Genomic DNA, 12817 nt, shown 5'->3' on the forward strand with positions numbered 1-12817 from the left:
TGTAAGGCTAACACTGCATAATTTCAGCCCAAAAGCGTTTGGCTTCCAAGTTTTCACAACTGATAAAAAAATCCGACCCACATCTGCGGAATGTGGGCTCTAAGATTGTAGAGCCGAAGGAAGAAGAAAGAATTAAGAAGAAACAAGCAACAGTAGCTGTAGGGTGCGTCGCTATTAAAAATCCGTAAAGAAAAGCGACTTTTAGAGTAGCGACGCACCTCTATCGCGAGTTAAGCAAACAACTCCTCGTTTTACTCATCCCCAACAATTATGTACCAATACTTTTTATAAATCGTATAACATAACAACGTTTTAGCTGTCGGCTGCGGTTGCTCTAGGTACTGTTGCGGGCTGATAAATACTGAAAAAATCGGCTTTCTATAGCGTTGGCTATGCTTAGATAGATGGGAGCCTCTCAGTTTTGATTTTATAGTGCTGTCCCCGAAGAGCGATATATTCAACACTCGCTTTTCGGGGATAGCACTGTAAAAAAATTGCTTTTTTGCATTCATTGGGATGCTCCCTCTGGAGATGAGGTTATTCCTCACTATAAAACAATTTCATTGCGGTCGCTTTCTTGGCAATTACCAATTACCAATTTGTGCCTCACTCCCTGGATAATTCCTATATTAAGAACCGAATTTCTTAGGTCGCAGAGTCAGCAATTCTTGGGGAGACGCTAAGAGTTTGACGGTAACAGAAAGAATTTCTTGCTGAAAATTGAGCAGAAAAACCCATCCGACATTAATACCAAATGCGGGAGTTTGCACCCGGCCGCTGACCTGAATTTCAACTGTGCCATCTTCTAAAATTTTGCTTGCACTTTGCTGGGGTTCGAGATGCATTCCTGGCGCTTCTGTTTTTAGATAACGGGCGATCGAGCTTTTGCCGATAATTGGCTCTTCAAAGGGCGCGTGCAGAACCCCGTCCTCAGCAAACAAATTAGCGGTCGCTTCAAAATCGCCCGCGTTAAAAGTTTCAAAATATCGCTGTACCGCAGGCTTTGTGAGACCGACGATATTTATAGAGCGAGTTAAAATAGGTCGAGTTGTGGCGGTCATATAAGAAATGATTGGAGATGAATGAATCTAATGTAATCATTCTCTTGGTCACAGCAAATCCATCAAAAGATATAGCTAGGGTCATAAATTTTATCTAAAAAAAATCAATAATGCTATGCGCCTCCTGGAGCTTTGAGGCCGATCGACCGAAATTGTACCAGTTACCAAAAATAATGCAACTGTAGGCAAGTCGCAAACCCTTATGCCATCAGCCATTCCCAATCCTTGAATCCTTCAAATCTCAAATCAAAAATCGAAAAATCTCAAATCTCAAATCAACTAAACCCAGACACCTCGTGGCATCTGGGTTGCTGTAGAGTCTTTGTTAAACAAGAAGATGCTACTTGCGCATCAAATTCATCAATTCCTTAGGAGAAGCCAACAAGTCGATCGCCACAAAGAAAATTTGACCTTGAGGATCGAGCATAAACCGCCACGCGATGTTCATACCCACATTCGCGCCGAACCAAGGAGTTTCGACTTTACCCGTGACTTTGACTTGGCGGTAGCCATCTTCAGCAGGCTCCGACACACCTCGCTCGGGCAGCATTTTCAGGCCGATGCACTCTTCCCGCATATAGTTGAGGATAGCTTCGCGACCGACGATCGGCTTTTGGAAAGGCGGTTGGAGAGCACCGTCTTCAGCAAATAAACCGACGGCTGGGGTGAAGTCGAAGGCGTTCATGTTGTCGATGTAGCTGAGCACAGTTTGCTCGCTGATACCCTCAATCTGGGTTTTCACTCGCTCTGCTACAGCGGTTGGAGTGCTGCGAGGAGCAGAGCGTTTGCCGTATTCTTGGCTGAAATCGGGATCGTAGCCCATGTGAACTACGGTGTTGCGAAGTACAGTAATTTGTTGACCCGGATCGAGCTTCTTGATGGTTTCAAGGACTTGGGTTGCTTCGGGAGACATTTGATAGCCAGCAGGGATGGGAGCGACAGCGCCCTGTTTCATCAACTGTCCCAACTCGTACCAGAAACCGAGTTTAGTATTGACGCGCAATGAAGTGTAAATCCGGCCGATGGTGGTGTCGGCGTTGCTGGCTAGGTCAAACATGGTTTTGCTTTGAGCAGCCGGCGACATCTGTTTGATTTCGCCCAGGACGCCTTCAACCAGCGCCATGCTGGCTACTCCGGGGGCTGCTGCGGTAATGGAAATGCCCATTTCCGTGTAAGCATACCAGAGCAGTGCGAGTTGGTCTTCAACGCTGAGTTTGTAGAACGAGTCCGTGGTGGCCGGAACAGCACTAGCAATCTCGGTGTTCGAGAAAATAGATTGAGCTGATTGAATGCTAACTGCCATGTTTATACTGTGGGATTCGCTGTAGGTTTGATTTCCGTACTTGAGATGTGCGAATCGAATTCTCCCTTAATTAAAATTATGTAACGTTTTTGACAAATTACAGTTCAAATTTATAAATATAAAGATTGTGAAAGTATTATGAATTCTGTCGTAAAATCAGTCTAAATATTAATAGACTTATAGCCCATTTTGTGATATGGTTTTTTATCCGATGAAAATAACAATTAATAGCGATCGCATTAAGCAAAAAGGCCTAGAGTTGGGATTTCACAAAGTCGGGATCGCCTCAGCAGACGCAGATGTCGATCGAGAAAAACAAAGATTGCAGGCTTGGCTGGACAAGGGTTATCAGGCGGATATGGCATGGATGGCTAACCCGAAACGGCTGGATATTCGATCGCTCGTGCCAGATGTGCAGTCATTAATATGTGTCGCCCTCAATTACTACACGCCTCACCAACGCCCCGAGAATCCCCCGTTGGAGGGGGGGGACGATGCAGTCAGAGAGTATGCTAAAATCTCTCGCTACGGCTGGGGGCGGGATTACCACAAAATTTTGCACAAAAAACTGAAGCTGTTAGCAAATTGGGTGCGATCGCAAGGCGAAGGAATTGAAGCACGGTATTATGCTGATACCGGGCCGGTTCAGGATAAAGTGTGGGCGCAGCGGGCGGGGATTGGCTGGATGGCTAAAAATGGTAATGTAATTTCGCGAGAATACGGTTCTTGGGTGTTTTTGGGCGAAATTTTGACTAATATCGAGTTAGAGCCGGATGCGCCACACACCGAACATTGCGGTACCTGCACTCGCTGCATCGAGGCGTGTCCGACGAAAGCAATTACTGAGCCTTTTGTCGTGAATGCCGATCGGTGCATAGCTTATCATACGATCGAGAATCGAGCCGAAAAACTGCCCGACGAAATTGCATCTAATTTACAAGGTTGGGTAGCAGGTTGCGACATTTGTCAAGATGTTTGTCCCTGGAATCAGCGATTTGCCAAACCAACGGATGTTGCAGAATTTGAGCCTTATCCTGAAAACATAGCACCGACACTTGCAGAATTAGCGGAGATTTCCGATGAAGAATGGAACCGCCGATTTACAGCTTCGGCACTGCGGCGAATTAAACCCGAAATGTTGCGGCGGAATGCGAAAGCAAATCAAATTAATAGTCAGTTGACAGTTGACAGTTGATAGTTGTCAGTAGTTTCAGTCTTTTTTTCCTTCTTTCTGACATCCGTTACATCCCGTACATTGCTCGTTGCCGAACTTCCTTCTTTTAAAATCGATGTCTGCAAACGAACCTACCAAGAAAAAATGGTGCGTCAGTTTTGAGATGGTTGGCAGGAAATAACAATTATCGCAACTGACACACCCTACTTGATAGTTATTTATGTCTAGAGTTTGTCAGCTTGGCAATTCTCAAATAGTTGCATTTAAAATGTATAATGCAATGGGGCAGCGTAGCTCAGTGGTAGAGCGATCGCCCCGTCAATCGATTTTAGATTTTAGATTTTAGAGGCGACCCCACGGATAAATTCGGGGGAAGAGAGGATTTTAGATTTTCGATTTGGGATTGATTCCACGGATAAATCACAACCGTTTGATTCGGTTCGCTGCCACCAGCAACGTAGTTTAAATGGTAGAATTCCCTGGAGTATACCGGGAGATGCGGGTGCGATTCCCGCCGTTGCTATCTTTTTTTTGCGTTAACAATCAAAAGGCAATGAGTAATATAGAAGAGATTTCCCCCTCGTGATTTAATCTTCCCCAATGACCAAAGTAATTATTTTTGATTTTGACGGTACTTTAGCAGATACAATCGATATTCTTCTGAACATCACCAACCGTTTGTCAGCAGAATTCGGCTTTAAGTCTGCGACAAAAGATGAACTCGCTCAATTAAGCAACTTAACTTCTTGGCAAATCCTCCGGTATTCTGGCATTTCTATCTTCAAATTCCCGCTGCTGATTAGAAAATTGAAAGCAGAGTTACGCAGTGAAATTCCTAAAATTGAATTATTTGCGGGAATTAAAGAAGTTTTGCTAGAGTTAAAAAACCTTGGCTTTCAATTGGGGATTATCACCTCTAATTCCCAAGAGAATGTCTTAGCCTTGCTAGAAATCAACGGGTTGCAAAACACTTTCAGCTTTATTTACTCGGGTTCAACTTTTGGCAAACATAAAGTTATTAATAAATGGCTGAAAAAAGAGCATATAAATCCTGAAGAAGTCGTGTATGTAGGAGATGAAATCCGAGATATAGATGCTGCTAGAAAAACTGGTATTAAGGTAATTTCGGTAAGTTGGGGTTTTAATTCTCAGGAAGTTTTGGCTGCACACAATCCCGATTTTTTGATTGAACGGCCTCAGGAATTGCTCGATATTATGAGTAATCTGGGAAGACTGTAACTTTTTGTAAAGAAATATTTTACATTGTAAAGTAGTAAATACTTTATGTCCGGACAGGTTGAAGAAATTGATTGAGGCTGATATAAAGAAAAAGGAAAAGATTTACTCGATCGCTCAAATAAAGAGGAACAGTATTATGTCAGCCTTTGAAACTTTCTTGACGTTCGGCTTGGCTTCAGTTTTCGCCGTAGCTACTTTAGCAACTTGGTTGCGTTTCACCAATCCGCCTTCTGTTAAACGCAATTAGTTCTATTATTGTTTTGAATTTGATATTAGAGTCGGGTTTCTTAACCTGATGGATAGTTAGCCGAAAGCCCGTTGCTCTAGAAATGTTTTGCCATCCAATAGATATTTTCTCAGAAACCCGGTTTCTGAGACTTTGCATAATTAAAAGAAACCCGGTTTCTCTCGAAATGTTTTGCTACCCAGCAGATATTTTCTCAGAAACCGGTTTCTTAGACTTTGCGTAATTCCCAGAAACAAAGAAAGAATAATCTTTTAGTCTGCTTCACTTCGTTTCAGTGCGGCTAAAACTGCTTGCTGGCTAACTGTTTGGTAGATTTTGCTCAAATGCTGTTTGATGCCGTCTGATGCGGGGGAGGATTTGGTAGTTGTCAGTTTGGCGTCGGTTGCCAGGGGAATGGGGCCTAAAATATCTAATACGGTTTCGCTGCTGGGCGGTGGCACAATCACGACTAAAGATGATTCTAGCTGTTGGTTGTATTCCCAAAAGCGATCGACCTTTGGCACTTTAGCATTCGCGGCGGGGGAATTGTCATAGGTGTTTAGCTGGGAATTTTCCTCTGCTTGGGTACCGCGTCTCTGGCGGAGTGCGGTTAAAATTTGCTCTTTGGTTCTACCGCGCAGTTGAAACAGTACGAAGGGGTCTTCGCCGAAGCGATCGCCCAATAAGTAGTATACTGCACTGATGTGTTTGCAAGGATTTTTCGAGTCAGGACAGCTACAGCGCGATCGAATATCTGACAAACTTAACGGAAATAGGGTTTTTCCGGCCGCCGCAAATACATCTTCAATATTGTGAGGCATTTCTCCAGCTAATAGTTTAGCTGAAAAAACCGCTCTTTGCGACATATTTTCAATCACGTAATCCCAATCTTCATCGGTTAAAGTATCGAGTCCTAAAGAAACTTGATAGGGTTTAGGATCAGTTCCTTGAACTATGGCAATTACTTCTTGGTTGGGAAATTTAATGCTGAGAACTTTGCCTTCCCGCGCATATTGCCATCCGCGTTCTAATCGCTTTTTGAAGCGGTAGGTATTGATTAAATCGAGCCATTGTTGTGTCCACCATTCTCTGTCAATCATAAGCGGAAGGAAGAAGGAAGAAGGAAGAAGGAAGAAGGAAGGAGGAAGAAGGAAGAAGGAAGAAGGAAGAAGGAAGAAGAAGGTTTGTAGTGAGGACTTTAGTCCGCAAAAATAAGGAAAAAAAGAAATAAGAAGGTTTGTAGTCAGGACTTTAGTCCGCATTCAAAAAGGAAGAAGGAAGAAGAAAGAAGAAGGTTTGTAGTGAGGACTTTAGTCCGCATTTAAGAAGGACTGAAGTCCTCACTACGAACCCTAAAAATTATTCTTCTTCTGTTTCTATAATAGCATTGCGATCGAGAATTAGTAAATTGCGAAGTTGGTCAGTATCGAGTTCAGTCAGCCAGTTTTCGCCCGCGCTGACTACTTGTTCGGCGAGAGCTTTTTTACTTTCGATCATATCGTGAATTTTCTCCTCTAAAGTACCAGTACAGACAAATTTGTGAACTTGCACATTTCTCGTTTGACCGATCCGAAATACGCGGTCAGTTGCCTGATTTTCTACTGCGGGATTCCACCATCTATCGTAGTGGAAAACGTGGGTTGCTCTGGTTAAATTTAAGCCAGTACCGCCCGCTTTTAAGGATAATATCATAATCGGCGGGCCTTGCGGATCGTGCTGGAAGCGATCGATCATTTCTTCCCGCTGCTGCTGCTTAATGCCGCCGTACAAAAACAAAACCTCTCGCCCTAAATGCTTTTCCAGATGCGGTTTCAGGAGTTTTCCCCATTCAGCAAATTGAGTAAAAATCAAAGCCCGATCGCCCTGGGCGACAACCTCTTCCAACATTTCCACCAACCGCTGCAATTTTCCCGATTCTTGGCTGTTAATGCTCAATTCCTTCGGCTTACCTTCTGCTTTCACAAGGGCAGGGTGGTTGCAAAGTTGCTTCAGTTTTACCAGCAAAGCCAGAATCATGCCTCGGCGCTGAATGCCTTCGGCTGATTCTAAATTAGCGATCGACTCTTCGACAATTTTCTGATATAAAGCCGCCTGTCCTGACGCCAGACTGCAAAATACAGTCATCTCCTGTTTTTCCGGCAAATCTTGGATGATTTCTTTGTCAGTTTTCAGGCGGCGGAGGATGAAAGGCCGGACGAGCGATCGCAAAGTATGCAATGATTCTCTATCTCCATATTTCTCGATCGGAATTGCAAACCGGCGCTGAAAGAAATTGCGCGGTCCCAAATAGCCGGGATTGAGAAACTCTAAAATTGACCACAATTCTTGCAATCTATTTTCCACCGGAGTTCCCGTCAGCGCAATTCTAAAAGATGCCTCTATTTGCCGCACCGCCTGCGACTGCTTCGCCTCGGAATTCTTAATGTTTTGCGCTTCATCTAAAACCAATCCCTGCCATTTAGTGCTTTGAATTTCCTTAGCATCGCGAAACACCAGAGAATAACTGGTAACTATTAAATCTTTTCCCTTAATTGCGGCCGCAAATGCTTTACCTTTAGCGCGTTGATCTCCATAATGGAGTAACACTTTCAACGTCGGGCCAAACTTCTTGACTTCGCGTTCCCAATTCCCTAACACTGATGTCGGACAAACCAGTAAAGTCGGGGCTTTTAGGGCATCCTGTTCTTGCAAATGCAGGAGAAAAGCAATTAGCTGAATCGTTTTGCCGCAACCCATATCGTCCGCGAGACAAGCACCTAAACCCCAGCGTTCTAAAAATGCTAACCAGCCCGCCCCTAGCGCTTGATAAGGCCGCAATTGTCCTCGGAAAGTGGCTGGAGTTGCGATCGCACTTACGGCCTGATTATCGCTCAAAGTATTCAACAATTCCTGAAGTTGACCAGTTGCTTCAAAATTCACCACCGGCAACTTTTCAATCATCTGGGAATCGCCCGAAGCCAACCGCAAAGCATCTTCCAAGGAAAGAGTCATTTGCTCTTTGCGACTAGCAAAGAAACTTTGAGCCGCCCTGACATCGGTTGCGCGCAACTCCACCCACTCGCCGTTAATTTCCACCAAAGGCGAATTCAACGCGATCAAGTTGTCAAATTCTGCCTTAGAAATGCGCTGTCCGCCGATCGTCAATTCCCACTTAAAACTTAACAGACTTTGCAAGCCCAACCCCCCCTTGCCCCCCCTTACTAAGGGGGGGTTAGTTTCTCCTACTCCCCCCCTTAGTAAGGGGGGGTTGGGGGGGGTTTTTTCCGCCTTAATACTCAAACCCAAACGACTCGCCCAACCATCAGCCTTTGTCAAACTCGGCGGCAAAACCACGCCCAACCCGCTATCAGCAAACCGCCAAGCCACAGACTTAATAAACTCGTAAGCTTGCAGCGGATTTAGTTGACAAGATTGCGGTCGTTGTGCTTGCAAACTCGGCTCAATTAACGGATAAAGTTTCGAGGCTAAACCCAAGCCACTGAGCAAAGTTTCTTGAGGCAATTCAATTGTCCGCCCCGCATAATTTAAACGTTCGACAGAGTTGTTCCAAACAGTTGTCGCATCTACCAAAAAATCGGTTTCATCTACTGCTTGCAAGCAATAATTTAAACTCCAGTTAACTTTGCCGGGAGACGGCGGTAGTAGTTGAAAACAAGTGTGAAATTGATTTTGTTGAGATAGTTGATTTTGCAGCGGTGCAGCCCAAGCAGTCAGCTTGGTTGCCAACTTTTCCAAAGCTGCTGATTCGGCGCGCACAATCCCAGATTCCTGCTGCAAAGCTTGCAACCATTCGCGGGTTGGGGAAACTGTTTTGATATCTAAAGTTGAGCCAGCAGCCGTTAGCGCAGCCCTCGCAGACGATCGCACTTCACAATCTACAACACTACTCAAAAACCCCAACACCAAATCCTCCGCCCCCACCGGCAAATCCACCGCCAAAGCCCATTCCCCGATTTCTGCTTCCTTTCTTCCTTCTTCCTTCTCCCCTCTTCCTTCTTCCTTCTTCTGATATATTCGACAAGCCGCCGGCATTTGCTTGGAAAAAGTAGCGAGGCGGAGTGTATCTGTAGAACTATCTAACAAAGGTTGCCATTTAGCAATAGCAGAACCGTCAGGTTGTGGTTCTAATGCTGGCAAAAATTTGCACCTCGCCAACAAATCCAAACTCCACCTAGCAATATGAGACCAAAAACGCAAATCCGATCCGACAAAAGAGTCTAGTTCTGTGCTATTGAGTGGCAGTGATTGCAAGAAAACAAAAGCTGCTTGAGGGTTGAGTAAATAACCTTCTACTTGCCAAGGATAAAGGTAAATTTCCTCGATTTTTGTTGGTTCTTCAAGTGCTGCTGCTGAGTGCTGCGGGATTAGTGTGGCGTTGTCTGCGGAGATTTGGGTGGGAAGTGCGATCGCCCGAACTTGCCTCTGAATCGATAAATTTTCCGTAGGAATGGCTGCGGGTGTCGTTTTGGGCGATCGTCTAGTCTTCTTGCTTTTCTCCTGAATCTCTTCGGTTGCGGGTAATTGCCAGTTTAGTTTGCCCGACTGCTGCAAGGAAGTTAGAAAAGTCTTCAGTTCAGATTCGGTCATTGCCAAAGGATGCTGTAGACTCATCCCCGATTTAACGGTATCGATCGCCCCAACTTTCCGCCAAGTTTCTCCCCAAATAAATAAGCCACTTTTTTCTTTTTCCAGTAGCCAACTGCCGTGTAAAATTGCCATTTTTAAATCCTAATATTTTTATTTAATTGCGAGACTTGCTACAGCAGTCCTGTTTGATTTGTGAATAATATAACTCTTGCAAAAAATCCGAAATATCTTGAAATTATCTGCGTTAATCTGTGTTTATCTGCCTGACATCTGCGGTTGACCTAATTGATCCAAATTTCCCAATCGAAAATTCATAGTACCATCTATGGAATGTGTTTGGCGGGCGATCGACCGGAGAATCGACTGGAGAACATGAAAAAAAATTAAAGAGTATAAATGCTTACAATCAAGACACTGACAGTCGATCGCCCGCCGATTATCTCTCTCTTTTGGCTGGTTCCTCTCAAACATCCTGTGGTAATGTTACGATCCCGACAGAGAAAGAATGTGGTAGATAAGGAAGCAGTGCTACATGGTAGAGATAGACAAGTCAATATCTTTTGATGGACGGGATATTAGACTGAAGATTGGTTTACTGGCGCCTCAAGCAGGCGGTGCAGTTTTGATTCAGTCGGGTGACACGGCGGTTTTAGTGACAGCGACTCGATCGCAGGGGAGAGAGGGAATTGATTTCCTGCCCCTGTTGGTGGATTACGAAGAGAGACTCTACGCTGGCGGTAAAATTCCCGGTGGATTTTTGCGCCGGGAAGGGCGTCCCCCAGAAAAAGTTACTTTGACTGGGCGTTTGATCGATCGCCCGTTGCGTCCGCTATTCCCTAGCTGGCTGCGAGATGACATCCAAGTTGTCGCAACAACGCTGTCGATGGACGAACAAGTACCCCCCGACGTTTTGGCAGTGACAGGCGCTTCCGTAGCGATTCTGCTAGCGAAAATGCCGTTTTACGGGCCGATGGCGGCTGTGCGAGTTGGTTTGGTAGGGGACGATTTCATCATCAATCCCACCTATAGCGAAATCAAAGAAGGCGAGTTGGATCTCGTGGTAGCCGGTTCTCCAGACGGAGTAATCATGGTGGAAGCCAGCGCCAACCAATTGCCCGAACAGGATATCATCGAGGCGATCGACTTCGGCTACGAAGCAACCTGTGACTTGATTCAAGCCCAGCGCGAAATCATGGCAGAATTGGGCATCGATTTCGTGGTAGAGGAACGCCCACCGCAAGATTTCGCCCTCGAAAACTTCATTCGCGATCGCGCCCAAGAACCCATCCGCATCATTTTGTCAAGATTTGAAAAAGACAAAACAATACGGAATGCAGCTTTGGACGAAGTGAAGGCAAATGCAGTCGAATCTGCGATCGCCGAACTAGCCGAAGACGATCCGATCAAACTAGCAGCCACCAGCAAGACAATTGGCAACGTTTTCAAAGACGTTACCAAGAAAATGATGCGGAAGCAAATCATCGAAGATGGCGTCCGTGTAGACGGCCGCAAGCTAGACGAGGTGCGACCCGTTTCTTGTCGTGTAGGGGTGCTGCCGTCGCGAGTACACGGCTGTGCGCTGTTCAATCGCGGCTTAACCCAAGTCTTGTCCGCAGCAACTCTGGGAACTCCAGGAGACGCGCAAGATTTAGCCGATGACTTGCACCCGCAGCAAGACAAACGCTACCTGCATCACTACAATTTCCCCCCATTTTCCGTGGGAGAAACCAAACCGATGCGATCGCCCGGACGCCGAGAAATCGGTCACGGAGCCCTTGCAGAACGCGCTTTGCTGCCAGTTTTGCCATCCAAAGAAGATTTCCCCTACGTCATTCGCGTAGTTTCCGAAATCCTCTCCTCCGACGGTTCAACCTCAATGGGTTCAGTTTGCGCCTCAACGCTAGCGTTAATGGATGCAGGCGTTCCCCTTTCGCAACCCGTCAGCGGCGCGGCCATGGGATTAATCAAAGAAGGCGATGAAGTCCGAATCTTGACTGACATTCAAGCAATTGAAGACTTCTTAGGCGACATGGACTTCAAAGTAGCCGGTACCGACACCGGAATTACTGCTTTGCAAATGGACATGAAAATCAAAGGTTTGCCCTTAGATGCGATCGCAAATGCGATCCGTCAAGCCAAACCTGCGAGACTGCACATTTTAGAAAGAATGCTAGCAACCATCGACACTCCCCGCAAGGAAATGTCGCCGTTTGCACCGCGTTTGCTAACGCTGAAAATCGATCCCGAATTTATCGGTTTGGTAATTGGGCCTGGTGGTAAAACTATCAAAGCCATCACCGAAGAAACTGGTGTCAAGATTGACATCGAAGACGACGGAACCGTGACAATTGCTGGTAACGACAGTGAAAAAGCTCAACGGGCTTACAATATTGTCCAAGGCATGACGCGGAAGTTGAATGCTGGAGACGTGTATGTCGGCCGCGTAACTCGAATTATTCCGATCGGCGCTTTTGTCGAAATTCTGCCAGGAAAAGAAGGAATGATTCACATTTCCCAGTTAGCGGACTACCGTGTTGGGAAAGTGGAAGACGAGTTAGCTGTGAATGATGAAGTGATTGTCAAAGTGCGAGAAATTGACAATAAAGGTCGAATTAATTTGACCCGTTTGAACATTCATCCCGATGAAGCGGTAGCCGCCCGCGAAGCGTTGAATAAATAGTTGACAGTTGGTAATTGGTAATTGCTTTTGGAGTAATTGCTAATTGCTGATTGGTAACTGGTAATTAGTAATTCCTAATTGCTAATTGAGATAAAATCTGATTGTTTCAGATTGATTTGGGAGTAGGTGCGCGACAGCGACAGATCGACAAAAGTGCGATCGGCTGTGGGAGTTCATACAGTCGCGCACTTTCCCCTCGGCACTTAAAACTATCTGCGATCGTTTGGCGGTTGAAACCGCTACTATACAAACGAAGTCCGCCTCCGCGGACTGAATAAAATATAAAGTATGCTTAGCTGTAGGGTGCGTCGCCATTAAAAATCCCTCAAAAAAATCGACAATCGATCGAGCGACGCACCTTACAAAATGGTCAGTATAAACAACCCTCTGCTTAACTCTTGCCCAAAATTTTATTGTACCAAGATTTTTGAGAAATAGTATAACCTAATACGGTTGACTTAAGAACAATCTGAGTTGAGGGTACGTTGTTGCGCTTCAGCGCTCTTTCCTAATATTTATAAAGAGCGCTGAAGCGCAACAACGTACC

8 protein-coding genes and 1 tRNA gene are annotated in these 12817 nt (G+C 45.4%); 5 read left to right on the forward strand and 4 right to left on the reverse strand.

Annotated elements, in window-relative coordinates:
- Positions 1-629 precede the first annotated feature (629 nt).
- A complete protein-coding gene (locus tag JGK16_RS07805) occupies positions 630-1061 on the reverse strand; it encodes a nuclear transport factor 2 family protein (protein WP_293180647.1) in 432 nt (143 codons plus the stop codon).
- A 340-nt stretch (positions 1062-1401) separates the two neighbouring features.
- Positions 1402-2364 (reverse strand): orange carotenoid protein N-terminal domain-containing protein, encoded by a 963-nt coding sequence (locus tag JGK16_RS07810; RefSeq protein WP_293180650.1) that lies wholly within the window; start codon positions 2362-2364, stop codon positions 1402-1404.
- Positions 2365-2575: 211 nt separating this feature from the next.
- Between JGK16_RS07810 and queG the strand changes: the two genes are divergently transcribed.
- The 3 genes from queG (at position 2576) to JGK16_RS07825 (ending at position 4777) form a co-directional block, all read left to right on the forward strand.
- Complete coding sequence (queG, locus tag JGK16_RS07815; RefSeq protein ID WP_293180653.1) at positions 2576-3559, forward strand: tRNA epoxyqueuosine(34) reductase QueG; 984 nt, start codon at positions 2576-2578, stop codon at positions 3557-3559.
- A gap of 430 nt (positions 3560-3989) precedes the next feature.
- A tRNA-OTHER gene (locus JGK16_RS07820) sits at positions 3990-4061 on the forward strand.
- Between the two features lie 77 nt (positions 4062-4138).
- A complete protein-coding gene (locus JGK16_RS07825) occupies positions 4139-4777 on the forward strand; it encodes an HAD-IA family hydrolase (RefSeq protein ID WP_293180656.1) in 639 nt (212 codons plus the stop codon).
- Between the two features lie 498 nt (positions 4778-5275).
- On the opposite strand, the gene JGK16_RS07830 is transcribed toward JGK16_RS07825, so the two are convergent.
- Both JGK16_RS07830 and JGK16_RS07835 read right to left on the reverse strand, forming a co-directional pair.
- Positions 5276-6103, reverse strand: a complete 828-nt coding sequence (locus tag JGK16_RS07830; protein ID WP_293180659.1) for an SWIM zinc finger family protein — start codon at positions 6101-6103, stop codon at positions 5276-5278.
- A gap of 259 nt (positions 6104-6362) precedes the next feature.
- A complete protein-coding gene (locus tag JGK16_RS07835; RefSeq protein ID WP_293202936.1) occupies positions 6363-9722 on the reverse strand; it encodes a DEAD/DEAH box helicase in 3360 nt (1119 codons plus the stop codon).
- 264 nt (positions 9723-9986) lie between these two features.
- Between JGK16_RS07835 and JGK16_RS07840 the strand changes: the two genes are divergently transcribed.
- Positions 9987-10154 carry a hypothetical protein gene (locus JGK16_RS07840; RefSeq protein WP_293150440.1) on the forward strand — a complete coding sequence of 56 codons (168 nt, stop codon included), beginning with the start codon at positions 9987-9989 and terminating at the stop codon, positions 10152-10154.
- Positions 10123-12270, forward strand: coding sequence for a polyribonucleotide nucleotidyltransferase (locus JGK16_RS07845; RefSeq protein WP_293180665.1), 2148 nt, complete (start codon positions 10123-10125; stop codon positions 12268-12270). Before JGK16_RS07840 ends, JGK16_RS07845 begins: the two co-directional genes overlap by 32 nt.
- Positions 12271-12817 lie beyond the last annotated feature (547 nt).

The organism is Microcoleus sp. PH2017_09_SFU_O_A, assembly GCF_020738625.1.
Classification (GTDB): domain Bacteria; phylum Cyanobacteriota; class Cyanobacteriia; order Cyanobacteriales; family Microcoleaceae; genus Microcoleus.